This window comes from Actinoplanes campanulatus, from assembly GCF_014647795.1.
Classification (GTDB): Bacteria; Actinomycetota; Actinomycetes; order Mycobacteriales; family Micromonosporaceae; genus Actinoplanes; species Actinoplanes campanulatus.
In genome coordinates this window covers 21,675-48,421 of the sequence record NZ_BMPW01000023.1, presented here as the reverse complement: position 1 = coordinate 48,421, position 26,747 = coordinate 21,675, and the positions used below count along the sequence as shown (strand labels likewise).

Sequence of the window (26,747 nt, the reverse complement as noted above, 5' to 3'; positions counted from 1 at the left end):
CTAGAGCAGGTAGTCGCTGAGGCCGCGCTTGAGGTAGTGGCCGCGGCCGGCCCGCCCGGTGTACTCGCCACCGGCGGCGATCACCTCGCCGCGGGCGATGACCGTGTCGACGCGGCCATCGATCTCCCAGCCCTCCCACGCAGAGTGGTCCATGTTCATGTGGTGCGTCTCGGCGCTGATCCGGGTACGCCCGTTCGGGTCGTACAGGACGATGTCGGCGTCCGAGCCGGGGGCGATGATCCCCTTGCGCGGGTAGAGGCCGAACATCCGCGCCGGGGTGGTCGCGATCGTCTCCACCCAGCGGGCCAGCGACAGCTTCCCGTCGACGACGCCCTGGTAGAGCAGGTCCACCCGGTGCTCGACACCGCCGATCCCGTTCGGGATCTTCGAGAAGTCGCCGAGGCCCAGCTCCTTCTGGTCCTTGAAACAGAACGGGCAGTGGTCGGTCGACACCACCGACAGGTCGTTGGTGCGCAGGCCCTGCCACAGGTCGGCGCGGTGGTTCTCGTGCTTGGACCGCAGCGGCGTCGAGCAGACCCACTTGGCGCCCTCGAAGCCGGGCGCGCCGAGCTGGTCCTCCAGGGTGAGGTAGAGGTATTGCGGGCAGGTCTCGGCGAAGACGTTCTTCCCCAGGTCACGGGCGTTGCGGACCTGTTCGAGAGCCTTCGTCGCGGACAGGTGCACGATGTAGAGCGGGCAGTCCGCGGCCACGCTCGCCAGCCAGATGGCCCGGCTGGTGGCCTCCGCCTCCAGCTCCTGCGGGCGGGTCAGACCGTGATGGATCGGGTCCGTCTCACCGCGTTCCAGGGCCTGCTTGACCAGTACGTCGATGGCCGGCCCGTTCTCCGCGTGCATCATGATCATGGCGCCGTTGTCCCGGGCCTTCTGCATGGCGCGCAGGATCTGCCCGTCGTCGGAGTAGAACACCCCGGGGTACGCCATGAAGAGCTTGAAGCTGGAGATGCCCTCGCCGGCCACCAGCTGGTCCATGGCCTTGAGCGACTCGTCGTCCACGCCGCCGAGGATCATGTGGAAGGCGTAGTCGATGTGGCAGTTGCCGTCGGCCTTGCCGTGCCAGGCGGCGAGACCGTCCTGAACGACCTCGCCGGTCCGCTGCACCGCGAAGTCGATGATCGTGGTCGTCCCGCCGATCGCCGCGGCCCTGGTGCCGGTGTCGAACGTGTCGCTGGCGTGGGTGCCGCCGAAGGGCAGCTCCATGTGCGTGTGGGCGTCGACGGCGCCCGGGATGACGTACTTCCCGGTGGCGTCGATGACCTCCGGTCCGTCCGGGGCCTGCCCGGGCGCGAAGATCGCCGCGATGGTCTCACCGTCGATGAGGACGTCGGCCCGCACCGGTCCGGTGGGCCCGACGACCGTTCCGCCCCTGATCAGCGTGGTCACGGCGCCACCAGCCCGTCGTAGGAGTCGGGGCGGCGGTCGCGGAAGAACTGCCAGCGGTCCCGGACCGTGCCGAGCAGGCTCAGGTCCAGGTCACGGACGATCAGCTCGGGATGGTGGGTGTCCGCCACCTCGCCGACGAACTTGCCCTCCGGGTCGACGAAGTACGTCTGGCCGTAGAAGTCGTTGTCACCCAGTTCCTCGACGCCCACCCGGTTGATGGCGCCGATGAAGTACTCGTTCGCCACGGCGCTGGCCGGCTGCTCCAGCTGCCACAGGTAGGAGGAGAGACCGCGGCTGGTGGCCGACGGGTTGAACACGATCTGCGCGCCGTTCAGGCCGAGCGCGCGCCAGCCCTCGGGGAAATGCCGGTCGTAACAGATGTAGACGCCGACCTTCCCGACCGCGGTGTCGAAGACCGGATAACCCAGGTTTCCGGGACGGAAGTAGAACTTCTCCCAGAACCCCTTCACCTGCGGGATGTGGTTCTTGCGGTATTTACCGAGGTATTTGCCGTCGGCGTCGACCACGGCCGCGGTGTTGTAGAGGACGCCGGGCTGCTCCTGCTCGTACATCGGCAGGATCATCACCATTCCCAGTTCGGCGGCGAGCGCCTGGAAACGCTCGGTCGTCGGGCCCGGGACGGATTCGGCGTACTCGTAGTAGGCGGCGTCCTGGACCTGGCAGAAGTAGGGGCCGTAGAAGAGCTCCTGGAAGCAGATCACCTTCGCGCCCTGGGCGGCGGCGTCACGAGCGTAGTCCTCGTGCGCTTTGATCATGGATTCCTTGTCGCCCGTCCAGGTGGTCTGGACGAGGGCGGCGCGGACGACTCCGGTCGTCATTGCGGCCCCTCTCTATTTGATCTTCTGGCACGCGCAGTGCGCCTCGAAGCGCCTGTGATCGTGTGTTTACTCCTCGTTAAGGGTCCTGCGCCAGGGGTTGCTTGTCGGCGTCGGATGCCGTAGGACACTAACGACACACATCATGGCGGACAATTGCCCGTACGTTACGGAATGTTTCGGAGACGATAATTTGCTGACGCTGATCACCGGGGCGGTTCAGGACAGAAGCGCCCGGGGCATCGCGGCGGCGGTGAGCCGTCTGATCACCTCCGGCCGGCTGCCCGCCGGGGCCCGGCTGCCCACCGTCCGCACGGTGGCCGGTGGGCTCGGCGTCAGCCCGACGACGGTCAGCGAGGCGTGGCGCAACCTCATCCTCGCCGGGGCGATCCAGACCCGCGGCCGCTCCGGGACCTTCGTGTCCGGGCCGCTGCCGCCCCGCGCACGACTGCGGTACGCCCAGCTCAGCGGGGCCCGGATCGGTCTGCCCCGGGACCTGTCCACCGGTGTGCCCGACCCGCTGCTGCTGCCGTCGCTCGACGTCGCGCTGCGCCGCATCGGCGACGGCCGGTGGGCCGGGAGCTACCTCGACCCGCCGGTGCTGCCCGGGCTGGACGAGGTGCTGCGGCAGCGGTGGCCGTACCCGCCGGAGCGGCTCACCGTGGTGGACGGCGCCATGGACGCGCTCGACCGGGTGACCGGGGCGGTGCTGCGGTACGGCGACCACGTCCTCGTCGAGAACCCGGCCTTCCCGCCCCTGCTCGACCTGCTCCAGGCGGTCGGCGCCACCGTCGTCGGGGTGCCGATGGACGCCTCCGGCATCGTCCCGGACGCGCTGCTGCGGGCCGTCCGCGGCTACCGGGCGGTCGCCCTCTTCCTCCAGCCGCGGGCCCACAACCCGACCGGCGCCAGCATGGACGAGTCCCGGGCCGCGCTGCTCGCCAACGTCCTGCTGGAGGCGCCGCACCTGCTCGTGGTCGAGGACGACCACGCCGGCGACATCGCCACCGCCCCGCCGGTCAGCCTCGGCCGCTACCTGCCCGACCGGACCGTCCACGTGGCCAGCTTCTCCAAGAGCCACGGGCCGGACCTGCGGCTCGCGGCGGTCGGCGGGCCCGCCCACGTGCTCGACGCGGTCGCCGACCGGCGGCTGCTCGGGCCCGGCTGGTCCAGCCGGCTGCTCCAGGGCGTGCTGCTCGACCTGCTCACCGACCCGGACGTCACGGCACAGGTGGCGGCGGCGCGGGAGGCGTACGCGTACCGCCGGGCCGCGCTGTCGGCCGCGCTGGCCGAGCGCGGGGTGACCACCGAGGCGACCGACGGGATAAACCTCTGGCTGCCGGTCCCCGACCAGCAGAACGCCATGGTCGCGCTGGCCGCCCACGGGATCGCGGCCGCGCCCGGCGCCCCGTTCTGCGTCACCCCGCTGCCCGGCGACCACCTGCGGATCACCGCGGGGCTGGTCGCCGACGGCTACGGCGAGCTGGCCGACGTGCTCGCGGCGGCCACCTCCGAGACCACCCGCGGCAGCGGCCGGCGGGACCTCGCGCACCCACCCGGATGGCGCTAGGGGAGCACACGACAACGGAGGTCATCGATGAGTCTGCTCGACCGTCACCGGGCGGTGATGCCCGGTTGGATGCCCGTCTACTACGGCGACGACGCGCTGGAGATCGTCTCCGGGAGCGGGCGCCGGGTCACCGACGCCGGCGGCCGCACCTACCTCGACTTCTTCGGCGGGGTGCTGACCACGATGATCGGGTACGACGTGGCCGAGATCAGCGACGCGGTCCGTGCCCAGATCGGCACCGGCGTCGCGCACACCTCCACGCTCTACCTGATCCGGCAGCAGGTCGAGCTGGCCGAGAAGATCGCCCGGCTCTCCGGCATCCCGGACGCGCGGGTCTTCTTCACCAACTCGGGCACCGAGGCCAACGAGTCGGCGCTGCTCATGGCCACGAACGTACGGCGATCCAACCAGATCCTGGCGATCAAGAACAGCTATCACGGCCGGACCTTCGCGACCATGGCGGTCACCGGGCACCGCAGCTGGTCGTCCAGCTCGCTCAGCCCGCTGTCGGTGAACTGGCTGGCCTCCGCCGACCGGCTGCGCGGGCGGATGGCCGGGCTGAACGACGCCGACCTGCTCGACGCGGCCGTCGACGACCTGCGGGAGGTCCTCGCCACGGTCACCGCCGGGGACGTGGCCGCCCTGATCGCCGAGCCGGTCCAGGGTGTGGGCGGGTTCGTGCACGGGCCGGACGGGCTGCTCGGGGCGTACCGGAAGGTGCTGGCCGAGCACGGGATCCTGCTCATCGCCGACGAGGTGCAGACCGGCTGGGGGCGGACCGGCGACCACTTCTGGGGCTACCAGGCGCACGGCGTCACCCCGGATCTGATCACCTTCGCCAAGGGCATCGGCAACGGGTTCGCGCTCGGCGGCGTGGTCGGCCGTGCCGAGGTGATGAACGCGGTTCCGGCGGTCAGCTTCTCCACGTTCGGCGGCAACCCGGTCAGTGCGGCCGCCGGCAACGCGGTGCTCGACTACGTGCTCGATCACGACCTCCAGGGCAACGCGCGGCGGGTCGGCGGGATCCTGCTCGGTGGGCTGCGGGCGCTGTCGTACGGGATCCTGGCCGAGGTGCGCGGGCGGGGCCTGATGATCGGGCTGGAGTTCGTCCGGCCCGGCACCACCGAGCCGGACCCGGCGGTCACGCTGCGGGTCTTCGACCTCTGCCGGGAGGGCGGGCTGCTGGTCGGCAAGGGCGGCCTGTACGGCAACGTGCTCCGGATCGGCCCGCCGCTCACCCTCACCGAGGACGAGGCCCGGGAGGGGCTCGCCATCCTGTCCGGCGCGATCGCCACGGCCGACGCCGAATCCCGGATCGCCTAGATCAACTACAGCCGGCCCTGAGGGCTGTCTCACGGGTCCCGAAACAGCCCGGAGAGCCAGCCGGGTTCGATGGGCTTTTTCGGGCGCAACCGCTTACGCACGTCGCACGGTGCGGCCCGCGTTCTGGACGCGCCAGCGGCCAGCGGGCCGTGCCGTGCCCTCGGCGGGAGCGACGGTCCGAACCCACCACCTCGATGCGACATATGATCCTTTGCCGGGTTTCCGCCGTGGCGAGCCTAAAGTTTTGTTCATCCGCCGTCCATCCGTGGACGCGAAGAGTAATTGTTCAGTCACCCAGGGGTGACATTTGGGAAACGTAAGGTTAACGAGGGCCGAACCTTGTACATGTTGCGTTGGGGGTATGGCAGTGGGCCCGTAACTCGGTCACGATCACGGCGTGACAGAAACATCCGTGATCTTGGCGCTGGTGGTCATCACGGCCCTGGCCTTCGATTTCACCAACGGGTTCCATGACACCGCCAACGCGATGGCCACCTCCATCGCGACCAAGGCGCTCCGGCCCAAAACGGCCGTCGCTCTGTCCGGTGTCCTGAACCTGGTCGGCGCCTTCCTCTCCGTGGAAGTCGCGCTGACCGTCACCAATGCCGTTGTCAAGATCCAGGACAAGAGCGGCGCGCCCAAGGCGGAACTCCTCGCCGACGGCGGCAGCGGATTGTTGCTGATCATCCTGGCCGGCCTCGTCGGTGGCATCGTCTGGAATCTGCTCACCTGGCTCCTCGGCCTGCCCTCCAGTTCGTCGCACGCCCTCTTCGGCGGCCTGGTCGGCGCCACCCTCGCCGGTCTCGGCGTGGCCGGCGTCAACTGGAACGGCGACGGCTCCAAGCTCGACGGCGTCGTGGGCAAGGTGCTCCTGCCCGCCGTCATCTCGCCGGTCATCGCGGGCGTCGTCGCCGTGGTCGGCACCTGGATCATCTTCAAGATCACTGCCGGGGTGGCCGCGCGGTTCACCGAGAAGGGCTTCCGCTGGGGCCAGATCGGCAGCGCCTCGCTCGTCTCCCTGGCGCACGGCACCAACGACGCCCAGAAGACCATGGGCGTGATCACCCTCGCCCTGATCGCCAGCGGTCACTGGGACGACCTGGAGAACATCCCGCTGTGGGTCAAGGTCTCCGCGGCGCTGGCCATCGCGCTCGGCACCTACCTGGGCGGCTGGCGCATCATCCGCACCCTCGGCAAGGGCATCACCGACATCACCCCGCCGCAGGGCACCGCCGCGCAGTCCGGCGCCGCCGCGGTCATCCTGGCCTCCAGCCACCTCGGCTTCGCGCTCTCCACCACCCACGTGGCCACCGGCTCGGTGATCGGTTCCGGTCTCGGCCGTCCCGGCGCCACGGTCCGCTGGGCGGTCGCCGGCCGGATGGTCCTGGCCTGGCTGATCACCCTTCCCTCGGCCGGCCTGGTCGGCGCCGCGATGTGGTACGTGGGCGACGCCGTCGGCGGCATGGCCGGCGCCCTGGTGGTCTTCGCCCTCCTGGTCGCGGCCTCCGGCGCGATGTACCTGCGCTCCCGCTCCGGCAAGGTCGACCACGAGAACGTCAACGACGACTGGGACGGCGCGGCCGTCCAGCCCGTCACCCCGATCCCCGCCGCCGCGGCGAACTGAAAGGCCGGGACATGCACAACCTCGACTTCGCGCTCACCGGCGCGTGGCAGGTCCTGCTCGCCGGCCTCGCCCTCGGCGCCGGCCTGCCGATCCTCTTCGCCCTCGGCATCCGCTCCCTCGCCTGGGGCGCCGGCGAGGCGTCCGTCAACACCAGCGGCGTCACCGCCGGGACCAAGCGCCCGCTCGGCACGGCCCTCGGCTACGCCCTGTTCGCGGTGGTCGTCCTCGGCGTGCTGCTCGGCCTGACGTTCATCGTGGCCAGCGGATTCGGCTACAAGCTCGACTTCTCGCACATCTACCCGACGCTCGTCGAGAAGTAGATCGCGCGGCCCGGCCCCGGCGTCTCGGCGCCGGGGCCGTCGCTTTTTCATCGGTACGGGCCAAGCGCCCCCACAGCGACAACGGCGAACCCTGGCGCACCCGCGAGCCGGGTGCGCCCCCACGGCCGTGCCGCGCCCGCCGGGCGTGAGCGGTCCCTCCCGGGCACGGCCGTTCCGCCGTCGGCCGGGCCCCGGGTCCGTCATGCCAGGCCGCGGGCCAGGACGCCGATGTCCGGATTGTCGGTGAAGAGGCCGTCGATCCCGGTCCGCAGGAACGTCACCTGCTCGTCGATCGCCTTGCCGTAGGCGCTGACGTCGGCGCCCACCCGCAGCTCGGCCGGAAGGAACGAGTTCTCCGCGCGGAACGTGTACGGCACGACCCTGAGCCCGGCCGCGTGCGCGTCACCGACCAGACTGGTCGGCGAGCCGAGGGTGCCGTCCGCCCGGCGCGGGATGATCTGCCCCTTCTCCGGGCCGAGACCGTCCACGAACTCGGACAGCTCCTTGAGCCCACCCGGCGTCAGGTAGTCGGCATAGCTGCGCGGGTCGTTGAACGGGCTGCCCGACGCGCTGCTCAGGAACACCAGCGGCACGTCGACCCGGTGCTCGTCGGCCAGCGTCCGCAGGTTGGCCGCCTCGAACGACTGGATGAACACCTTCGCGCCCCGCCGGTCCAGGCCGTTGCGGCGCAGCGCCCGGACCAGCGGCTTCTCCAGCTCCAGGCCGAGCCGCTGGAAGAAGGTCGGGTGCTTGGTCTCCGGGAACACACCCAGGTCCCGGTCCAGCTCCTTCGACAGCCGCCGGCGCAGGTCCAGCACCTCCTGGAAGGTCGGCACCTCGAACCGGCCGTCGTACAGCGTGTTCCGCTGACGGATCGCCGGAATCCGCTCGACCGCGCGCAGCGTCTTCAGCTCGGCGAGCGTGAAGTCCTGGGTCCACCAGCCGGTGACGCTCACGCCGTCCAGAACGACCGTCCTCCGCCGGCCGGCGAACTCGGGCCGCGACGCCACATCGGTGGTGCCGCCGATCTCCGGCTCGTGCCGGCACACCAGGACGCCGTCCTTGGTGATCACCAGGTCGGGCTCCATGTAGTCGGCACCCATCCGTGCGGCCAGCTCGTACGACGCCAGCGTGTGCTCGGGCCGGTAACCGGACGCGCCACGGTGGCCGACCACCAGCGCCCGGTTCCGGGTGCTGCCGTCGCCGCCGGCCCATGCGGGCGCGGAAGCGGCACCGGCCAGCGCCGGAGCGGCGGCGGCGACAGCGCCGAAGCGCAGCACCTGACGGCGATCTGCCACGTTCTCCTCCACGAACTCGGTCCGGCCGCGATGCCGGAACCACCACCGGCGCCACCCGCCGGAAGAACCTCTCCGGCGGTGATCGCCGGATGCCCGTTGAGAGTCGACGTGACCGATCCGTCACGCAGGCGACGATCTCATGGCGCGTCCGCGAACGCCGGGTCAATGGTCATCCCCGCCCCGCCGCAGCCCTCGCCGGGGGCTCTCGCCCCCGCCGTCAGCGGGTGACGGTCGCGTGCAGGCGTTTCGCCTCTCGGGTCAGGCGGCTGCTGCCTGGTCGCCCGGCAGCCTCCGCCAGGCCTGGGATCGTGGCCCGGACGCCGAGGGCCCCGGCGACGCGGGTGGCCAGCTCGATCATGTCCGGCAGGCCTCTCGGCGCGGTCCGCAACAGGAGAGCCAGCGCTGTGGTCAGCACTTCCCAGACCGCGGCCGAGGCCCCGGCCTGGTGGGCCCCGGCCAGGGCGGACACCGCCCGGCTCAGCTTGATCGTGCCGTCCGCGCTGAGATCGCCCAGTTCCGCCCCGACCCGGGCGGCGAACGATCCGGGAGCGGCCCCGGCCGGCGTCTCCTCCGGATCGGCGCCCTCGGCCGCGGCGCCGTCCCGGAGCCCGGCCCCCGGTGGCGGGACGGCGCCGGACGGTTCAGCGGAGGCCGGCGGCGTTTCGGAGGCCAGGAGCAGGAAGGCGTCGACGGCCGCGATCCGGTCGGCCTCGTGGCGGGCCGCCAGGCCGTAGGTGACGGCCAGCGTCATCGCCGGGCCGGCCGGGCCGCCCGCGTCGGCGAGCAGCGGCAGCAGCGAGGCGTCCCGGGCGTCCTGATCGGCCAGGCCCGCCAGGTCGGGCAGCGCCCAGGCGGCGATCACCTCACGATGCCGGGGGAGCGCCATGGCCAGGATGTCCGGACGGTAGTCACGGTCACCGAAGTAGCGGGGATGGTCTGCCCTCCGTAGCGGAAGGAACAGACCCTCCAGCCGGAGGCCGTCATGTCCGGTGCGGGTGGACTCCAGTTCGGTCAGCACCCGCCGCATCACGATCTCGCCGTCCGGCCCACGGTTGCACTGCACCTTGCGGCTGCTGACCGGATCGGGCATACCGCCCGCGGCCAGCCACGCGGCCAGCTGCCGTCCCCGGGCGGAGGTGAGCGCCGCGGCCCGCTCGGTCACCTCCGTGCCGGCGGCGGGACGGACCCGCAACAGCGCCTGCTCGAAGTCGATCGGCCACGGGGTCAGCCCGGCCGCCTCCAGCCGGGCCAACCGGTCCACCAGGACACCGGCGTCGATCGCGCCGGTGACGTCGGTCGGTGTGGCCAGCAGCAGCGGTACCGGTTGTTCGGCCTGCCGCAGCGCCAGCTCCCCGATCCGGAGTGGCAGCAGGTCCGCGGGCGAACTCGCGGACGACCGTGGGCGGCTGCTGTCCGGAAGGGCGGACTGCACCACACCGGCCATCCGCCACCTGATGTCGTCGTCCCGCTCGGGCCGCCCGAGGAGGACCCGGACCGCTTCCAACAGGTAGATCAGCTTCGGCTGGAACGGATACCGGTTGTCGTGCCGGTCCAGCAGTGGCCCCAGCGCGGCGGTGTCGCCGCCCCTGTGCACGGTGACCAGCCCGGCCAGAACCCGTTCCCACCGGACGGCGTCCTCCGCCTCGAACAGCACGGACACCTCCTCCGCCAGCTCGGCGGCGCCCCCGATCGGAGGCGGCATCGTGACCGGCCCAGGCGCACCGATGGCGGCCGACGTGGTCGGGCCCGCCGTGGACCCGGACGCCTGCCGACCGATCTCGTCCGCGCCGAGCAGGGTCGTCGCGCGATGGCGGAGGTCACCGGTGAGCGCCTCGGCAGCCACCGCCAACCGGTCGCGAAGACCGGCGCCGGACCCGGGCAGCACACGCGCCACCAGGTCGAGCGCCCGCTCCTGCACGTCCAGAGCCGGATGCCCGAACGCCACCGCCGCCGTCTCCGCGATCTCCGCGACCCGGTCCGGTGCCCGGCGGGCCACCCGGCCGAGCCAGGTGAGTTGTGCCTTGACCAGCGTCCTCTCGGTCCGCACCAGAACCTCGGCGGACGCTTCCAGCAGCGTCTCCACGGGTAGCAGCCCGGCGTCGTCGACGGTCCGCAGGCACCGCTGCGCGAGCCCGGCCACCGCGGACGTCGCTGAGCCGAGCACGCGCGCGTAGCCGACGATGTGCGCGGCCATCTCGCCGGGTGCCGGGGCCAGCGCCTCGTGCAGGGTGGCGAACTCCCGCAGACTCGCCGGCCGGTCGCCGCGGACGAGCCGGTCCACGGTCATCTCCAGCACCTTCGCCCGGTCGATCCGCCCGTCCTCGATGAGCCAGGTCACGACCGTGGCCAAGCCGGGTTTCGAGTCCCAGGTGCTGGCCATGACCGAGCTGCCGAGGCCGTCGATCTCGAAGACGGCCGGCAGCAGCAGATGCAGGAAGGGCACATCGGTCGACTCGGCGAGCCGGCTGTCGATGAGCGCGTCGAGCCAGGAGCGGACGACGCCCTCGGTGACCGGGGGTTCGGCCCGGCCCTCGTCGAGCAGGGCCGCCACGAACCGCCACTCCCGGGGCCACAGCCCATCGGACGGAATCTTGGCGCAGAGTCGCACCCCGAGATCACCGGTCCAGGTCAGCCCCCGTGCACGGACGATCTCCAGGAACCGGTCGACGGGGATCTCGTCCCACCGGCGCAGCTCCCGGCGGGAGAGCAGATCGGCGGCCCGGGCCGCCGACGGGGCGCACGCGATGACGGCCAGCGCGTAGAGCCCACCCGGATGTGGCGGTCGCCGCCACACGTCTTCCCGCTCCGCGCGGATCCGCGCGGTCAGCTCCGCCGCGAACGCCAGCCGCTCCGTCTCATCGGCGGCGAGCAGCACGGCGGTGACCGTCTCGTCGTCGTCCTCGTGGAAATACCGATCGAGGAGGTCCCAGGTCAGCGACATGCCGCTCAACCCAACGGTCCGGCGAGGGTGGCCTGGAGGCGCTTCGCCTCCCGGGTCAGGCGGGCTCCGCCACCGCGCCCGGCCACCGCGTCGAGGCCGGGGACCTCGCCCCGCCTCCCGAGCTCCGACGCCACCCGGGTGGCCAGCTCCAGAAGGTCGGGCAGGCCGCGTGGCGTGGCTTTCAGCAGCGGTGGAAGGGCTCCGGTGACCGTCTCCCAGACGGCCGCGGACGCTCCGGCCGCGTGGGCGTCGGCCAGCGCGGGCACCACCCGGGTCAGCTTCACGGTGCCGTCGGCGCACAGGTCGCCCAGCTCGGCGCCGACCACCGCGGGCAGCGGACCGGTCTCGGCGGTCACCGCCAGGTAGGTGTCGACGGCCGCGGCCCGGCCGGGCTGATGGCGGGCGCCCAGACCGTACGCCAGGGCGAGGGCCACGGCCGGCCCGGGCGGCCCGGAGCAGTCCCCCAGCAGCGGCAGCGCCGTGTCGTCCCGGCTGTCCCGGTCGGCGAGCGCGGCGATCTCCGGCAGCGCCCACGCCGCGACCGCCTCCCGGTCGTGCGGCAGCGTCATGGCCAGCACGTCCGGCGGGCAATGGTGGAACGACAGATAGTCCTCCCGGGCGGTCGGCCGCCGCCCGATCGTGAACAGTAGGCGGCCCAGCAGGGGCAGTCGCGGGTCGTCGCGTCGCGGCGCCATGGTGACGACGACCCGGCGGATCAGCTCCGGCCCCGTGTCGATCGGGGTCCAGGCGTCGTACCCGTAGTGTCCGGCCGGTTGCTCCAGGCGGGCGCCGATCGTCTCGACCCGTTCGCGGCCGAGCCACCCGGCGAGTCGTTCCCCCTCCGGCGAACCGAGGGCGGCGGCCCGGGCGAGCACCGTGGCGTCGCCGGTGTGGGCCACCCGCAGCAGCGCCTGCTCGAAGTCGACCGGCCAAGGGTCCCGGCCGGCCTCCTCCAGCCGCTCCATCCGCTCGACCAGGGTGCCCGCGCCGATGCTCCCGGACACGTCGGTGGGGGTCGCCAGCAGCACCGGGACCGGGCTGCCGGTGAGCCGGGCCGACAGCTCGGCGAGCCGCCAGGTCAGCACATCGGCCGGCACGTTGAACCGGGGAAGCTCGGGCGGGAGCAGCCGGCCCACCTCGTCGGGCAGGCCGGACAGCTCGCCGGTGCGGTGCAGCGTGACGAGACTGGCCATGATCCGCTCCCAGCGGACCGCGGTCGCGGCGTGGGCCAGCGCGGTCAGCTCCTCGGCCAGCTCGGCGGCGCTCCCGATGGGCGGCGGCATCGGAACCGCCCGTGGCCCGGCCGGGGGAGTGGCCACCACCCCGGCCGGCTCCGCGAGCACCGGCCCGAGCAGCGCGCCGGCCACGGCCCGCACGGTCCCGGTCAGGCCACCGGCGGCCTCCGCCAGCCGGGTTACCGTCTCCGGCCCGGCCGTGCCCAGGTGGACCGCGATCACTTCGAGGGACCGCTCCTGGAGGTCGAGGGAGGGGTGGGCGAGCGCGACGGCGACCGTCTCCAGGATCTCCCCGGCCCGGTCCGGCTCCCGCCGGGCCACCCGGTCCAGCCAGTCGATCTGCGCCCGCACCAGAGTCTTCTCGGGCCGGGCCAGGGTCGCCGCGCTGATCTCCAGCAGGGTCTCCAGCGGCAGCCGGCCGTCGTCGTCGAGCGCCTGGAGCACGCCCCGGGCCATCGCGGCGACCGGGGACGGCGCCTCCGGCAGCAGCCGCGCATGGACCGGCAGATGCGGGGCCGTCTCGGCGGGCACCGGGGACAGGGCGTCGTGCAGCCGGGCGAACGGCCGCAGCGCCGCCGCGGTCCCGGGGCGGGTGAGGCGATCGGCGGTGGCGGCCAGAATGGTCGCGCGGTCCAGGCGCCCCTCGGCCGTCAACTGCGCCACCGCATACGGGAAATCGGTCTCCAGGCCGGACAGGCCGTCGATCTCGAAGGCGCTGGGCAGCAGCAGGTCGAGCCAGGGACTCGCGCGGAAGTATCCGGCGAGCGGGGCGAACCGGACCGCCGCCAGCCAGCCGCGCACCACCGGCTCGGTGACCGGCGGCTCGGCGCCGCCCTCGATGAGCAGCGCCTCGGCGAACTCCCAGTCCAGCGGCGCCGGATTGCGGGCCGGCAGCCGCCCGCACAGCCGGACGCCGAGATCACCGATCCAGGGCAGCTCCCGGGCCCGGGCGATCTCCAGGAACAGGTCGACGCGGATCCGGCCCCAGTCGCGCATGCTCCGGCGGGTGAGCAGGGCCGCCGCACGGGCCGCCGTCGGCATGCAGGCGATCACGGTCAGCCCGAACAGGCCGGCCGGGCTCGTCGACCGCGCCCATGGGCCCTCGTCGTCCGCCCGGATCCGTCGCTCGATCTCGGCGGCGAACGCCAGCCGCTCCCGCTCGGTGGCGCCGAGCAGGAGCGCGGTCAGAGCGGCGCTGTCGGTGTGGCTGAACGGGCGGGCGAGCCCGGCCCAGGTGAGCGGCATGCGGCACACCCTAGAGCCGGGCTACGACATTTCTCAGAACCGCAGATGGGACCAGTCGAGCAGCCCGTCGCCGAGATCCCGGACCCGGGCCAGCAGACCCAGCCGGGCGGCCCGCAGCGCCGGGTCGTCGGCCATCACGAACACCTCGTCGAAGAACCGGCCGACCGGTTCCACGAGCGGCCGGGTGGCCGCCACGAACGCGGTGACGTCCGGCGAGGCCGGTACGGCGACCGCCGTCACCGCCTCGTGCAGCACGATCTCGGCGGGTTCCTTGAGGAGCCCCGCGTCGTAGCCGGCCGGAGTCCCGGCGGGCACGATCCGGCGCGCCCGCTGCACCGCCTCGGCGACGGCCCGGAAGCCCGGATCGCCGACCGCGTCCCGCAGCTGTCCCAGCAGCGCGGCGGCGACCGCAGGCCGGGCGGCGTGCGGCAGTACGGCGCGCACCCGGTCGACCGGCTGCCCCTCCTCGGTGAACACCTGTTCCAGCCGCCGGGTCAGGAACTCGGCGCACGCCTCCAGGACGGTGTCCGCCACCGGCACCGGCTGCGCGGCCGCCGCCAGCGCCAGCCCCTCGGTGAGGTCGAACCCGGCCAGCCCCGGCGTCGCCCGGTGCACCGCGATCAGCCCGAGGAACGCCCGCCGGACCGCGAACGGGTCGCTCGACCCGGTCGGCAGACCCACGGTGGCGGCCAGCCCGGCGATCAGGTCCAGCCGGTCGGCCAGCGACAGCAGCGCGCCCGGCAGCGTACGCGGCAGGTCGTCACCGGTGTTGCGGGGCAGCTCGGCCTCGTACACCGCCTGCGCCACGGCCCGGTCCTCACCGGCGTGCAGCGCGTAGTCGCGCGCCATCACCCCGGCCAGGCTGGTCATCTCGGTGACCAGCTGCGAGCCGAGGTCGAACTTGACCAGTTCGGCGGCCCTCCGCAGGAGCGGTGAACCGGATTCGAGGCGGTCGGCGATAGAGAGGGCGAGGGCGGCGATCCGGTCGGCCCGGTCGGCCATCGAGCCGAGCTTGTCGGTGAAGGTGAGGCGGTTCAGGTGCGACTTCATCTCGGCGATCGGCGTCGCCTGGTCGGCGCGGTAGAAGAAGGCCGCGTCCTCGTAACGGGCGCGCAGCACCGCCTCGTTCCCGGCGCGGACGAGTTCCACGTCGACCGGCCCGTTCGCCACGGTGACGAACATCGGCAGCAGCTTCCCGTCGGCGTCACGCACCGGGAGGTAACGCTGATGCTTGCGCATCACCGTGGTCAGCACCGCGTCCGGCAGCGACAGATAGCCCTCGTCGAAGGTGCCGAGCAGCGGCAGCGGCTGCTCCACCAGGTCGGTGATCTGGTCGATCAGCGCGGCCTCGCCCTGGACGTCGATCCGCCCGTCCGGATAGACGAGGTCCTGGGCGCCGATGACGATCAGTTCCCGGCGGTCCTCGTGGTCGGCGACGATCCCGTTGACGCCGAGCGTCTCCAGGAAGGTCTCGGCCGAGGCGATCTCGGTCTCCGGCGGCACGGCGGTGCGCAGCAGCCGTGTCCGGCGTCCGGCGGCCAGCGTGGAGACGGCCACCGGCACGACGTCGTCGCCCCAGAGCGCGGTCAGCCAGCGGACCGGCCGGCTGAAGGCCAGCCTCGGATCGTTCCACCGCATGTTCTTGGCGGCCCGCAGGCCGGTCACGACCTGCGCGAGCACGGCGGCGAGCACCTCGGGCGCCGCGCGCCCGGCCTCGTGCTTCCGGACCACCACGTGGGGTACGCCGCCGACCTCCTCGGTCTCGACGTCGGAGAGGGTGACGCCCTGCCCGCGGGCGAAGCCCTCCAGCGCCTTCGTGGCGGTGCCGTCCCCGGCGTAGGCGGCCTGGACCTTGGGGCCCTTGACCGTGCGCACGTGATCCTCTTCGCGGGCCGCGACCGCCGCGGCGACGGCGATGAGCCGGCGCGGCGTCCCGAAGACCCGCACCTCGCCGTGGCCCAGCCGGGTGGCCGCCAGGCCCTCGGTGAGCAGCCGCTGCACCTGCTCGCGCGCGGAGCGCAGCTCGGCGGGCGGCAGTTCCTCGGTGCCGATCTCGAAGACCAGCGTGCGCGCGGTGTCGCCGGTCTGCACGGCGGCGGCCGGCCGGGCCGGGGCGAGCGGGGTGACGGTGCCGAGCGGCAGTTCCAGCGCGGTGCGGCGATCCACCCAGAGCTTGGCGACCTCCCCCGCGAGCCGCCGCATCCGGCCGAATTCGGCGGCCCGCTCGGCGGTGGAGACGGCGCCCCGGGCATCCAGGACGTTGAAGGCCTGCGAGCACTTCAGCACGTAGGAGTGGGCCGGGACGGGCAGGCCGGCGTCGATCATGCGCTGCGCCTCGCCGGCGTAGATCTCCAGCAGCCGCCGGTTCGCCTCGATGTCGGCGTCGTCGAGGTAGTAGCGCGACATCTCGTATTCGGATTGGCCGAAGACCTCGCCGTAACTGACCCCGGGGGAGTATTCGATCTCCTTGAAGTGGGTCTTGTCCTGGAGCGCCATGATGATCCGCTCGATGCCGTAAGTGATCTCCACACTCACCGGATCGAGGTTCAGGCCGCCGGCCTGCTGGAAGTAGGTGAACTGGGTGATCTCCAGCCCGTCCAGCCAGACCTCCCAGCCGAGACCCCAGGCGCCGAGCGCGGGGGAGGCCCAGTTGTCCTCGACGAAGCGGACGTCGTGGGCGGTCACGTCGATGCCGAGCGCGGCCAGGCTGCCGAGGTAGAGCTCCTGTGGGTTGCCCGGGTCGGGCTTGAGGATCACCTGGAGCTGGGTGTGGGTCTGTAGCCGGTTCGGGTTCTCGCCGTAACGGGAGTCGTCCGGCCGCACCGACGGCTCGGTGTAGACGACCCGCCACGGCTCCGGCCCGAGCACCCGCAGGAAGGTGGCCGGGTTGAGCGTGCCGGCGCCGACCTCGGTGTTCATCGGCTGGACGACCAGGCAGCCCTGATCCGTCCAGTAGGTGGTCAACCGGGCGAGCGCGTCCTGCATGGTGAGCATGGGACCGAAGTCTAGGTGCGCCCACACCGGGGGAGGTATGCGATTTGTGCCAGCCGACGATCTTTACGCCTTTCAGGACCTCCCCGGAGGCGGCCGGGCCGCCTCCGGGGAGCCGTCAGACGTAGTTCTTGTCCGTGCTCGTCTGCGAGACGGCGAAGGAGATGTCGCAGGAGGAGAACTGCCCCTGCGGCGGGGTGGCGCTGGTCCACTCCAGGTAGAAGTGACCCTTCACGGTGGTCGGCTTCAGCTCGAACTCGGTCGGCCCGTCACCCTCCGGGAAGTCACGCCAGCCCAGGTCGCCGGCCCGGTAGGCGTTCTTCTGGTCGGCCGTGAAACCGATCCGCCCGCCGGACTTCGGCTGGAGGCACTTCCGTTCGAGTTTCACCTTCACCGGGCCCGCGCTGATGAGCTGATCCGGGCCGACGGCCTTGCAGGTGGGCAGGCAGGACAGGTTGGTGGCCGTCCAGGAGAAGAGCCTCCGGTCCACCTGCCGGCTCGTGAAGACGGCCAGGAAGTCGGTGGCGTCCGCGGTGATCGCCAGTTTCCGGTGCTGGTAGTGGGCGACGTACTCACCGGTCGCATTGGCCCGCGTCGGGAAGCGGAACTTGCCCGAGCTGCCGGCCGTGACCGAGCCCAGGTACACCTTCGGCGCGGTCTGCTCCTTGCGGAAGAAGATGTCCACCCGTCCTCCGTTACCGGTCGCCCGGTTCAGGTATCCGGCGCGGCCGCTGAGGACGATCGGGGTGCCCGCCTCCACCTCGTCGTGCGGGGCGGAGAACTCCATACCGCTCGCCGGCCCGCGAGCCGGCGCCGGGACGGCGACCGCCCGGTCCAGCGTCACGACGGGCACCGCGACGGCCATCGTGGCGGCCAGCGCGCCGCCGGCCGCGAGCAAACGGGTATTGCCCACGTTGATCCTCCCCGTGGGGTAGTTTCGTGATGTTTCAGCACGAAAACTACCAGTACGGGTCGAACTACGCGTCGCTTTGCCGACATGGCGAGTCAGGAGCCGACCAGGCGTACCCCTCCACCGCCTCGCTTGGCCTGATACATGTAGGCGTCCGCCTCGCGCATCATGGCCGTGAACTCGGTGGCGTGGTCCGGGAAGAGCGCCACACCGATGCTCGCCCCGATCCGTACCGGCTCGCCCTCGATGTCGAAAGGTTCCCGGAGCCGCTCGCAGATCCGCTCGCCCACTCCGATCGCGGTCTTCTCGTCCGGGTTGCCGAGGAGCAGCACCGAGAACTCGTCGCCGCCGAGGCGGGCCACCAGGTCCGGCCGCCGTACGACCCCCTGGAGGCGCTTCGCCACCAGTTGCAGCAGCACGTCGCCGGCGTGGTGCCCGACGGTGTCGTTGACCTGTTTGAATCCGTTCAGGTCGAGCAGCAGCAGGCCGACCCGCGTGCCGGTGGCGGAGGCGATCTCGACCGCCGTCTCGGCCCGGTCCAGCAGCTGCTTGCGGTTGGGCAGCCCGGTCAGCGAGTCGTGGAAGGCCTGCTGGGTCAGTTCGTTCATGTGCATCTCGGCGGCCTGCCGCATCCGGGCGCTGTCCATGATCAGCGTGCCCTCGACGGCGAGCTGCTCGGCCAGGATCCGGTCCTGGGCGGTCCAGTCCCGGGTGCCGCTGGAGTCGCCGCACATCACTATGCCGACCGGGCCCTGCGCGGACAGCAGCGGCATCGCGATGAACGAGCGGAACCCGATGGTCTGGGTGAGCCCGCCGGACCGGACCTTGGCCGTGCCGGCGTCACTGACCAGCATCGGCTCGCCCTTCTCGGCGCTGTTGCACCAGACCGGTGATTCCGCGGCCGGCCTGCCGAGCAGGTTGGTGCTGAGCGCCTGGTGCACCTCGTCGGGGAAACCGACACCGTGCACGTACCGGATCCGGCCCTCGCCGTCGATCAGGTGCATCGCCGCGTGCTCGGTCCGGAACGCGGTCGCACACGAGCGGGCCAGCAGCTCGGCGGCGGTCTCCACGTTGTCGGCCGACATGCCGTACTCGAACAGCTCCCGGATGGTGGCGCTGCTGTGCGCCACGAACTGCCGCTGCTTCTCCGCGGCCAGCCCCTGAAGAGTGGTCGCGAAGTGCAGCGACATCGTCGCGATGGTGTCCAGCTGCAGCTCTTCCAGGGCGGAGCCGGTCAGCAGCAGCACGCCGACGGTCTGGCCGCCGATGCGCAGACGGATCGCCATCTGCTCGCCGTTGACGACCGGCTTGCCGCCGGCCGGGGTGCGGAACACCTTGCCGGCCACCAGCTGGTCACGGCGGCCGGGTTCGCCGACCCGGGCGCTCACGGTCATCATGCCGGTCTCCGAGTCCAGCTCGAAGACGGTGGCCGCGGTGAGGCCGGCGATGTCCCGCAGGTGGGGCGCCGTCAGGTCCAGGACGTGCTGCACCGATGGGGTGTCCTTGGTCATGAACCCCACCAGTTCGGTCAGCAGAAGCGACTGCCGATCCGGTGTCATGACCGCCTCACCGGGCCCCTCCACCTCGGGACCGGCGGTGTGCATCTCGCTGCCCACGCTCATGGCCCTAGTGGTCGGCAACCGCGACCCGCGGTTGAGCCACTGAAGACGTGTGCCGGGTCGCAAATCGGGTGCGACCCGGTGCCCGGCACGATCTCTCGATGCTCCAGGCTGATCTTCGACTTCGGCGGCCTGCTGATGGACACCGAGAGGCCGGACGAGGCCGAAGGACTCGGGTTGCGGCTGGCGGTCGCCGGCGGCTCCGCTCGCTCCTGGCCCGGACCGGCGACCTCGCCCCGTTTCGAGGTCCTCGCCTGCGGCGACGAGGTCGCGGGCCACAAACCGGATCCGGCCGTCTACCGTCTCGCTCTCGACCGGCTCAGCCTGCCGCCGGAGGCGGCGACGGCCTTCGAGGACACCCCGCGCGGCGTTTCGGCCGCCGTGGCCGCGGGGTTGCGCTGTGTCGCGATCCCCCACGCGTACGCCCAAAGCTCCCGTTTCGCCCACGCCTACCTGGTCCTGACGACCGCCGCCTCCGTCCTGCCGGCCGAGGTGCTCACCAGGATTGTGGCGACGGCGGCCGTCCCCCGTTGACCGGCCGGCATCCGGCGCCGGTGGTGGTTCAGGGCTTCCACGCCTCGGCCGGCCGGCAGGGGCCCTCGGGTGCCGGCTCCGGGGTGCCGACCGGCTCGCCGCTGTGCTGCGCGTCCTTCTCCTCGTGCCACCGGTTCTCGTAGACCACCCGGCCGTCCGGGGCCGTGTAGCACTGATCCCATCCCAGCAGCGGTTTGAAGAACCGCTCCCGCCACACCTCCCGGCCGCCCTTGTCGTAGGCGACCAGTTCGGCGGCCGGCTGCACGTCGTCGGTCCTCGTGAGCAGCCCGAACGTGCCATCGGACAACCGCGCCGCGGTCGTCGTCCCGTTGCCGTGCTCCAGGGTCAGCCGGCCCACCCGCGCGCTGATCCGGCCGGCCGCGATCACCCAGCCGCTCTCGGCCTCCGACGAACTGCGGCTGAGGACCTGGACCGGTCCGGGCAGCCAGTCCCGGGTGCCGTTCCACAACTCGATATGGAAGCCGCCACTCTCCTCGTGGCCCGGCTCGGCCTCCCGGCTGCAGGCGACGTAGCCCTGATCGGTGAGGAAGAGCGCACCGGTCCGGCCACGGTGCTGCACGGCCACGCTCAGGTCCCCGACCGTGACGGGGAACCGGGGCTGTCGCTCGAACATGGGGCCGTCGGGATAGCCGTGCAGGCACGCCTTCGCGGTGGCGGTCAGCGAGGAGGTCAGCTCGCCCGGGCCCATCGCGATCGTGGTGGGCGGATCCCCGTCGCGGATCAACGGGGTCGCGACCGCCGCGGCGGCGGCCAGCGTGGCCACCCCGGCCAGGGCCAGCCGCCCGGTCCGCCTCCGCCGGGCGAGCGCCGGCCCGTGCATCTCGAACCGGAGGCGGACCCGCATCCGGGCCGCCCCGCCGGCCGGCAGGTCACGCTCAGCGGGCGGATCCAGCTTCGTGATCATGACTCCTCCTGAAGATGAGCGGTGGCGGCGGTTACTTTGGGTGATATTCCTGCTGCGAGTGATGCCGTCGCCCCCGAGGGCCCCGGGTCGTTCGGGCGCACCGGGACGGCGGCGCCCACCGGTTGAGGGCGGACGATCGCCGGGGGTGGGTCGGGATCGGTGGCCAGTTGCCGGGACAGCCGTGCGCGGGCCCGGCTCACCCGGCTCCGGACGGTCGACTCGGTGACTCCCAGAACGGCCGCCGCCTCGGAATACGACACCCCGGACCAGAGGCAGAGCGCGACCGCCTCCCGCTCGGCCCGGGGCAGCCGGCGCACGGCGGTGAGCACCTCCCGCATCCGGCGCTCGTCGTCGAGGCGCCCGGCCACGTCGTCGGCCGGATCGGCGAGGATCTCGTCGGCCGGCGCCCGGAACAGGCGGTTGCGCCACCGGGTGAGGGCGCGCTGCTCGGAGCGTGCGTGGTGACTCGCCGTGACGAGGAGCCACGGCAGTGGTGAGCCGTCGACCAGCCGGACCTCGGCCCGGCGCCGCCAGGCGGTCAGGAAGACCGCCTGGGTCACGTCCTCCGCGACCGACCACGAGCCGGTGAGCCGGAAGGCGTGGTTGTAGACCGCCCGGGAACAGCGGTCGAACACGGCCTCGAAGTCGTCGGAGTCGCCGCTCTGCCAGAGGGTCTCGCGCTGGATCGTCACACCTGACTATGCCCGCGAGCAGGGATCTTGTTGCGCCATGAAATCGGCGTTGCCCGACTGTTTCGGAGTGATTGCGCTGGGAGCGCTCCCATGGAATGCTGTCGACATCGGCCAACGATCCCCACCGATGTGTCGGCCGACCGTTCCCCGGCGCCTCCCGCGCCGTCCCCGTCTCGAGGAGTCCTCATGAGACCCATCCCCACCCGTGCCAGGGCCTTCACGGCGGCCGCCGCAGTGGGCGTCGTCGCCGCTTCCGGCGCCGTCGCCGTGGCGACCAGCGCCAGCGCCGCGGCCGGCTGTCGCGTCGATTACTCGGTCAACCAGTGGAACACAGGATTCACCGGCAACGTCACGGTCACCAACCTCGGCGACCCGATCAGCGGCGGCTGGAACCTGAAATGGACCTGGCCCGGCAGCCAGACGGTCACCCAGGCCTGGAGCGCCACGGTCACCCAGTCCGGGCAGAACGTCACGGCGACCAACCCGTCGTGGGCCGCCTCGCTGCCGACCAGCGGCACCGCGAACTTCGGCTTCAACGGCACCTGGTCGGGCTCGAACACGGCGCCCGCATCCTTCACGCTGAACGGCACGGTCTGCAACGGCTCGACCGGCGGCCCGTCCAGCTCGCCGTCCACCTCGACGTCCCCGTCGACCTCGCCGTCGACCTCGGTGTCCCCGTCGACCTCGACGTCGCCGACCACCAAGGTCGACAACCCGTACGCCGGGGCCAAGGGCTACGTGAACCCGGAGTGGAAGGCGAAGGCCGAGTCGGTGTCCGGCGGCAGCCGGGTCTCCAACAACCCGACCGCCGTCTGGATCGACCGGATCGCCGCCATCGAGGGCACCGACGGCAGCAGCTCCAACGGCTCCATGGGCGTGCGTGACCACCTGGACGCGGCTCTCGCTCAGGGCGCCGGCTACATCCAGTTCGTCATCTACAACCTGCCCGGCCGGGACTGCGCGGCCCTCGCCTCCAACGGTGAGCTGGGCCCGACCGAACTGCCGCGGTACAAGGCCGAGTACGTCGACCCGATCGCCGCGATCCAGGCCGACGCGAAGTACAAGAACCTGCGGATCATCAACGTCATCGAGATCGACTCGCTGCCGAACCTCATCACCAACACCTCCGGCCAGGCCGGCGGCACGGCGATGTGCGACACGATGAAGGCCAACGGCGGGTACGTGCAGGGCGTCGGTTACGCCCTGCAGAAGCTCGGCGCGCTCGGCAACGTCTACAACTACGTGGACGCCGCCCACCACGGCTGGATCGGCTGGGACTCGAACTTCGGCCCGACCGCCGACATCATGCTGCAGGCCGCCCAGGCGTCCGGCAACGTGAAGAACGTGCACGGCTTCATCACCAACACGGCCAACTACTCGGCCCTGCGTGAGCCGTTCGTGCAGCCGACCACCACGGTCGGTGGCCAGAGCGTCCGGCAGTCGAAGTGGGTGGACTGGAACCAGTACACCGACGAGCTGACCTTCGCCCAGGCGTTCCGCACCAAGCTGGTCTCGGTCGGCTTCGACTCGGGCATCGGCATGCTGATCGACACCTCCCGCAACGGCTGGGGCGGCTCGGCCCGGCCCACCGCGGCGAGCACCTCGACGGTCGTCGACACCTACGTCAACGAGTCCCGCATCGACCGCCGGATCCACGCCGGCAACTGGTGCAACCAGTCCGGCGCCGGCCTCGGCGAGCGTCCCACCGCGGCTCCGGCCTCCGGTATCGACGCCTACGTCTGGGTGAAGCCGCCGGGCGAGTCGGACGGCTCCAGCACCCTCATCGAGAACGACGAGGGCAAGGGCTTCGACCGGATGTGTGACCCGACCTACACCGGCAACGCCCGCAACGGCAACAGCATGTCCGGCGCCCTGGCCGGCGCTCCGATCTCCGGAGCCTGGTTCCCGGCGCAGTTCACCCAGCTCATGGCGAACGCCTACCCGGCGCTCTGATCAGCTGAACGAACCGGCGGCCGGCCGGCGCCCGCGTGGCGCCGGCCGGCCGTCCTCGTCGTGGGATGTCCGTTCGGCCATTGCAATACGAGTGCATCGCGAACTACGGTGGCCCGGTGACGAAAGTGTGGGGGCTCGCGCGGTTCGTGGTCGTCTACGAGCTGCGGCTGTGGGCAGCGCTGTTCCGCTGGATCCTCCGGCGGCCGATCCCGGTCGGTCCGGGGGTCGAGCGATTCGGTTACGTGGGCGCGGTCAAGCTGATCCTGGGCGCGTTCATCGCCGTCTCTGCCGTGGAGATCCCGATCCTGGACCTGATGATCCCGTGGGAGACGGTCCGGGTGACCGCGCTGGCCCTGGGTGTCTACGGCCTGTTCTGGATGATCGGCCTGGCCGCCACCATGGTGGTCCATCCGCACCTGGTCGGCCCGTCCGGGCTGCGCATCCGCAACAGCATCACCCTGGACGTCCCGATCGCCTGGGAGCATGTCGAGTCCATCGAGGTGCGCCGCCGTTCGATGCCGCCGGGCGGCCAGACCCAGCTGGAGGACGGCGTCCTCTCCCTCGGCATGGCCAGCCAGACCAGCATCGACGTGCGCTTGACCGGCCCGATGGTGCTCCCGGTCCGCAAGGCCAAGGGCCGGCCGGCGACCACCGTCCGCTTCCACGCCGACGACCCGGAGGCCCTGGTGCAGGCGGCCCGCGCCCACCTGGCGGCCCGACCATCCGACCGGTCCGAAACCCAGCCGGCCTGACGCCGCCCAAACCCAAGACCCGTTTCTTGTACGCGGTGAGCCGCCCACAACCGCAACACCCCGTCCCCGGAGCTCCCCGCGAGCTCACTGCCGGGTCACGCCTGTGCCGCGCCCGCCGGGCTCAGATCGGTGCTCCGGCCGGCCGGACCGGGCGGCCGGCGCCGCACAAGTCGACCGGGTCCGGTCGGCCTGACCGGTGGCTGTCGCCGCACGGGCCACCCGGGTCCGGCTCTCAGGGCTGACCCTGCTGGTCAATCGGTCCTCTGTCCGTCCCTCCGGGTCGTTTGCCCCGGCCGGCGCACACGTAACGGCTTCCGTGGTCGCCCGCCCGCGTCATAGCGGCAGGCCGGGTACACGGACGGCGCAACGTGAGCGCCCACCGGGCCGCAAGCGCGCGGCGGCGGATGGCACTGAGGCAATTGACCAGCGGGTCAGGGCTGTCTCGGGGCTCCTGAACAGCTCCTGGATCCGGGCGGGTTCATGCTGCCGGCTCCGGGAGCCGTTGCCGAAGCGGCTGCGGGTGGCGAGGTCACGGCTTGGCTGCGAAGAAGCGGTAGACCGCGCGGTAGGGGACGGCCTTGGTGCCGGAGCCGGTGCACGGGCCGGCCGGTGCGAGACCGCCGACCGTGTCCAGCCGCTGGACGTAGCTGACCTTGCCGAAGACGCCGTCGCCACGGTTCAGCTTCGCCGGGATCAGCAGTTGCGGAATGCTGTTCGGGTGCTCGGAGGGGGCGCGCTCGGCGTTCGGGCCGTCGCCCTCCAGGAGCGAGCCGTCCTGGTCGGATTGCCAGCTCGGGCCGCGGAAGTGCAGGGCGGACACCTTCTTCACCGGGTGCATGGTGACGCCGGTGAGTGAGGCGGCCGGCTCCAGCAGGGTCCACGTGCCGCCGCGGCATTCGTAGACCTGCACGCCCCGGGCCTTGAGCACCGAGTGCAGCACGTTCCCGGCCGGCGGGGTCAGTTCCGGCGGCACTCGCGGGTCGACCCCATGGAAGTTCTCGGCCTGCGTGGTGGGCGGCTTGGACTCGGCCGGCGCCCGGTCGGTCCCGGCGAACGAGACACCGGCCGGCACGGCGACCGCCACGAGCGCGAGAGCCCCGAACGCGGCGGCCACCTTGACCCGGCGCCCGGCGGAACGCCCCCGCGCGGACGGATGCTCACCGGACGACCGGCCGGATCCGGCCGGCGTACGTGCGTCGCTCGCGGAGAACCGCTCCGGCCCGGGACCGTGCCCGACGCGCGGCTGCTGCCCGGCAGGTGGCTGAGAATCGCTCAACGGCAGGTGGGCGGCAGGTGCTTGGTGGCCCATGGGTGGCTGCTGGGCGGTGGGTGCTTGGTGGCCCATGGGTGGCTGCTGGGCGACGGGCGCCGGGTGGGCGACGGGCGCCGGGTGGGCGACGGGCGCCGGGTGGGCGACGGGCGCCGGGTGGGCGACGGGCGCCGGGTGGGCGACGGGCGGCTGGAGGCCGCTCAGCGGCTGCTGGGTGGTGGGCTGCTGTTGGGCGGCAAGTGGCTGAGGACCGCTCAACGGCTGGTGGGTTGCGGGCGTTTGTTCGGCGGCGGGTGGCCGCGGGCCGCTCAGCGGCTGCTGATCGACGGGTGCCTGCCGGGTGGCGGGCGGCCGCTGGTCGGCCGGTGGGCGCGGACGGGCGGGCGGGATCTGGGCCACGGAGTCCTCCCCTATGGACGGTGACGCTGGGCCCTCACGGTAGTGGGCCGTGGGGCCGGGGAGGCTCGTTGCGCCGGGAAATCACCCGGAGGAAGTGTTCCTATCTGGATTATCGGGGCATTCTGTAGAAACCGGTGGGTGTCGACTGCGAGTCCAGCCGGGCCTGCCGCGCCCGTGCCCGCAGCCGGACCAGCAGGAGCACGCCCAGGAAGACGCAGACACCGCCGACGATCAGGCCCGGCCCGAGCAGGGTGGTGTCGTCGGCGACCAGCGCGGTCTCGGTCTCGTCCGGGTCGGTCACGGCCCGGGTGGGTTGGCGGGTCTCCTCCGGGGCCGCCTCCTCGGACTCCTCCGGTGCGGCGGACTCCTCCGGCGTGGCCGACGGGGACGCCTCCGCCTCCACCTCGCCGCGCACCCGGGCATCCGCGCCACCGGCGGTCAGCAGGGTGTTCTCGGCGTCGAAGGCGCGCACCTCGAACCGCACGTCGCCGCCCTCCGGGCCGGCGAACCCGACCTGCCAGCGGCCGGTCACCGTCCGGCCCCGGCACGCCGTGCCCGGGTCGAGGTCGTTGTCGACGATCGTCGTGGTGACGCCCTCGGTCCGGTCGGTGGTCGCGAACGGCCCGTCGTCCTCGAAACGGGTGACCTGGAACTGGTCCGGGTCGATCCGCGAGTGCATGAGCAGGGCCCACCGGACCTTGCGGCACTGCCGGTTGTCCGAGGTGACGACGGCGGTCACGACCTGGGCGGAGCGCCCGGCGGTGAACCGGTCCGGCGCGGTGACCCGGACGTTGAACCCTTCCACGTCGGCCGCGGCCGGCGCCGCCCACACCACGGTGTTCACTACGGCGCCGGCGATGACCGCGCCGGTGAGCGCGGTGATCCGGTGACGCATGACGATCCCCCTTC

20 protein-coding genes are annotated in these 26,747 nt (G+C 72.2%); 8 read left to right on the top strand and 12 right to left on the bottom strand.

Annotation, left to right across the window (positions count from 1 at the left end; translation table 11 throughout):
• Both hydA and IEZ13_RS36165 read right to left on the bottom strand, forming a co-directional pair.
• On the bottom strand, nt 1-1,401 hold the full coding sequence (gene hydA / locus IEZ13_RS36170; protein ID WP_183225619.1) for a dihydropyrimidinase: 1,401 nt from the start codon (nt 1,399-1,401) through the stop codon (nt 1-3).
• Nucleotides 1,398-2,240 (bottom strand): nitrilase-related carbon-nitrogen hydrolase, encoded by an 843-nt coding sequence (locus IEZ13_RS36165; RefSeq protein WP_183225620.1) that lies wholly within the window; start codon nt 2,238-2,240, stop codon nt 1,398-1,400. Before IEZ13_RS36165 ends, hydA begins: the two co-directional genes overlap by 4 nt.
• Before the next feature lie 190 nt (nt 2,241-2,430).
• Here IEZ13_RS36165 and IEZ13_RS36160 point away from each other — a divergent pair, with 190 nt between their 5' ends.
• The 4 genes from IEZ13_RS36160 to IEZ13_RS36145 all read left to right on the top strand — a co-directional run bounded on the left by IEZ13_RS36160 (nt 2,431) and on the right by IEZ13_RS36145 (nt 7,074).
• Nucleotides 2,431-3,807: an aminotransferase class I/II-fold pyridoxal phosphate-dependent enzyme gene (locus IEZ13_RS36160; protein ID WP_183225621.1), complete on the top strand. Its 1,377-nt coding sequence runs from the start codon at nt 2,431-2,433 to the stop codon at nt 3,805-3,807.
• 27 nt (nt 3,808-3,834) lie between these two features.
• Nucleotides 3,835-5,130 carry an aspartate aminotransferase family protein gene (locus IEZ13_RS36155; protein ID WP_183225622.1) on the top strand — a complete coding sequence of 432 codons (1,296 nt, stop codon included), beginning with the start codon at nt 3,835-3,837 and terminating at the stop codon, nt 5,128-5,130.
• Between the two features lie 397 nt (nt 5,131-5,527).
• On the top strand, nt 5,528-6,754 hold the full coding sequence (locus IEZ13_RS36150; RefSeq protein ID WP_183225623.1) for an inorganic phosphate transporter: 1,227 nt from the start codon (nt 5,528-5,530) through the stop codon (nt 6,752-6,754).
• Between the two features lie 11 nt (nt 6,755-6,765).
• Nucleotides 6,766-7,074, top strand: coding sequence for a hypothetical protein (locus tag IEZ13_RS36145; protein ID WP_183225624.1), 309 nt, complete (start codon nt 6,766-6,768; stop codon nt 7,072-7,074).
• 200 nt (nt 7,075-7,274) lie between these two features.
• Here the strand turns inward: IEZ13_RS36145 and IEZ13_RS36140 are convergent, their stop codons facing one another.
• From IEZ13_RS36140 to IEZ13_RS36115, 6 genes are all read right to left on the bottom strand, one after another.
• Nucleotides 7,275-8,372 carry a glycerophosphodiester phosphodiesterase gene (locus IEZ13_RS36140; protein ID WP_183225625.1) on the bottom strand — a complete coding sequence of 366 codons (1,098 nt, stop codon included), beginning with the start codon at nt 8,370-8,372 and terminating at the stop codon, nt 7,275-7,277.
• Between the two features lie 217 nt (nt 8,373-8,589).
• Nucleotides 8,590-11,313 carry a DUF6493 family protein gene (locus IEZ13_RS36135; protein WP_183225627.1) on the bottom strand — a complete coding sequence of 908 codons (2,724 nt, stop codon included), beginning with the start codon at nt 11,311-11,313 and terminating at the stop codon, nt 8,590-8,592.
• 5 nt (nt 11,314-11,318) lie between these two features.
• Nucleotides 11,319-13,793 (bottom strand): DUF6493 family protein, encoded by a 2,475-nt coding sequence (locus IEZ13_RS36130; RefSeq protein ID WP_183225629.1) that lies wholly within the window; start codon nt 13,791-13,793, stop codon nt 11,319-11,321.
• Between the two features lie 33 nt (nt 13,794-13,826).
• Nucleotides 13,827-16,787, bottom strand: a complete 2,961-nt coding sequence (locus IEZ13_RS36125) for a glycine--tRNA ligase (protein ID WP_183225630.1) — start codon at nt 16,785-16,787, stop codon at nt 13,827-13,829.
• Nucleotides 16,788-16,902: 115 nt separating this feature from the next.
• Nucleotides 16,903-17,697, bottom strand: a complete 795-nt coding sequence (locus IEZ13_RS36120) for a hypothetical protein (RefSeq protein WP_183225632.1) — start codon at nt 17,695-17,697, stop codon at nt 16,903-16,905.
• 92 nt (nt 17,698-17,789) lie between these two features.
• A complete protein-coding gene (locus tag IEZ13_RS36115; RefSeq protein ID WP_183225633.1) occupies nt 17,790-19,316 on the bottom strand; it encodes a sensor domain-containing diguanylate cyclase in 1,527 nt (508 codons plus the stop codon).
• A 78-nt stretch (nt 19,317-19,394) separates the two neighbouring features.
• On the opposite strand from IEZ13_RS36115, the gene IEZ13_RS36110 reads away from it, so the two are divergent.
• Nucleotides 19,395-19,847 (top strand): HAD-IA family hydrolase, encoded by a 453-nt coding sequence (locus IEZ13_RS36110; protein WP_229795476.1) that lies wholly within the window; start codon nt 19,395-19,397, stop codon nt 19,845-19,847.
• Between the two features lie 28 nt (nt 19,848-19,875).
• On the opposite strand, the gene IEZ13_RS36105 is transcribed toward IEZ13_RS36110, so the two are convergent.
• Both IEZ13_RS36105 and IEZ13_RS36100 read right to left on the bottom strand, forming a co-directional pair.
• Nucleotides 19,876-20,772, bottom strand: coding sequence for a hypothetical protein (locus IEZ13_RS36105; protein WP_183225634.1), 897 nt, complete (start codon nt 20,770-20,772; stop codon nt 19,876-19,878).
• The gene (locus IEZ13_RS36100; RefSeq protein WP_203833988.1) at nt 20,769-21,464 is read right to left on the bottom strand and encodes an RNA polymerase sigma factor; all 696 of its coding nucleotides are present in this window, start codon (nt 21,462-21,464) and stop codon (nt 20,769-20,771) included. Before IEZ13_RS36100 ends, IEZ13_RS36105 begins: the two co-directional genes overlap by 4 nt.
• 186 nt (nt 21,465-21,650) lie before the next feature.
• Here IEZ13_RS36100 and IEZ13_RS36095 point away from each other — a divergent pair, with 186 nt between their 5' ends.
• A complete protein-coding gene (locus IEZ13_RS36095) occupies nt 21,651-23,417 on the top strand; it encodes a glycoside hydrolase family 6 protein (RefSeq protein ID WP_183225636.1) in 1,767 nt (588 codons plus the stop codon).
• Nucleotides 23,418-23,533: 116 nt separating this feature from the next.
• Nucleotides 23,534-24,169, top strand: a complete 636-nt coding sequence (locus IEZ13_RS36090; protein WP_183225638.1) for a hypothetical protein — start codon at nt 23,534-23,536, stop codon at nt 24,167-24,169.
• A 529-nt stretch (nt 24,170-24,698) separates the two neighbouring features.
• On the opposite strand, the gene IEZ13_RS36085 is transcribed toward IEZ13_RS36090, so the two are convergent.
• Nucleotides 24,699-25,514, bottom strand: coding sequence for a DUF3455 domain-containing protein (locus IEZ13_RS36085; protein ID WP_183225640.1), 816 nt, complete (start codon nt 25,512-25,514; stop codon nt 24,699-24,701).
• On the opposite strand from IEZ13_RS36085, the gene IEZ13_RS36080 reads away from it, so the two are divergent.
• Nucleotides 25,503-25,862 carry a hypothetical protein gene (locus tag IEZ13_RS36080; RefSeq protein ID WP_183225642.1) on the top strand — a complete coding sequence of 120 codons (360 nt, stop codon included), beginning with the start codon at nt 25,503-25,505 and terminating at the stop codon, nt 25,860-25,862. The two genes, IEZ13_RS36085 and IEZ13_RS36080, sit on opposite strands and share 12 nt — an antisense overlap.
• An 85-nt stretch (nt 25,863-25,947) precedes the next feature.
• Here the strand turns inward: IEZ13_RS36080 and IEZ13_RS36075 are convergent, their stop codons facing one another.
• Nucleotides 25,948-26,733, bottom strand: coding sequence for a hypothetical protein (locus IEZ13_RS36075; protein WP_183225644.1), 786 nt, complete (start codon nt 26,731-26,733; stop codon nt 25,948-25,950).
• Nucleotides 26,734-26,747 lie beyond the last annotated feature (14 nt).

Bases quoted from the DNA above. Each gene is read 5' to 3' on its own strand.
- IEZ13_RS36165 (WP_183225620.1), bottom strand. From the start codon at position 2,240: ATGACGACCGGAGTCGTCCGCGCCGCCCTCGTCCAGACCACCTGGACG.
- IEZ13_RS36155 (WP_183225622.1), top strand. From the start codon at position 3,835: ATGAGTCTGCTCGACCGTCACCGGGCGGTGATGCCCGGTTGGATGCCC.
- IEZ13_RS36145 (WP_183225624.1), top strand. From the start codon at position 6,766: ATGCACAACCTCGACTTCGCGCTCACCGGCGCGTGGCAGGTCCTGCTC.
- IEZ13_RS36135 (WP_183225627.1), bottom strand. From the start codon at position 11,313: ATGTCGCTGACCTGGGACCTCCTCGATCGGTATTTCCACGAGGACGAC.
- IEZ13_RS36130 (WP_183225629.1), bottom strand. From the start codon at position 13,793: ATGCCGCTCACCTGGGCCGGGCTCGCCCGCCCGTTCAGCCACACCGAC.
- IEZ13_RS36125 (WP_183225630.1), bottom strand. From the start codon at position 16,787: ATGCTCACCATGCAGGACGCGCTCGCCCGGTTGACCACCTACTGGACG.
- IEZ13_RS36115 (WP_183225633.1), bottom strand. From the start codon at position 19,316: ATGAGCGTGGGCAGCGAGATGCACACCGCCGGTCCCGAGGTGGAGGGG.
- IEZ13_RS36105 (WP_183225634.1), bottom strand. From the start codon at position 20,772: ATGATCACGAAGCTGGATCCGCCCGCTGAGCGTGACCTGCCGGCCGGC.
- IEZ13_RS36095 (WP_183225636.1), top strand. From the start codon at position 21,651: ATGAGACCCATCCCCACCCGTGCCAGGGCCTTCACGGCGGCCGCCGCA.
- IEZ13_RS36085 (WP_183225640.1), bottom strand. From the start codon at position 25,514: ATGGGCCACCAAGCACCCACCGCCCAGCAGCCACCCATGGGCCACCAA.
- IEZ13_RS36075 (WP_183225644.1), bottom strand. From the start codon at position 26,733: ATGCGTCACCGGATCACCGCGCTCACCGGCGCGGTCATCGCCGGCGCC.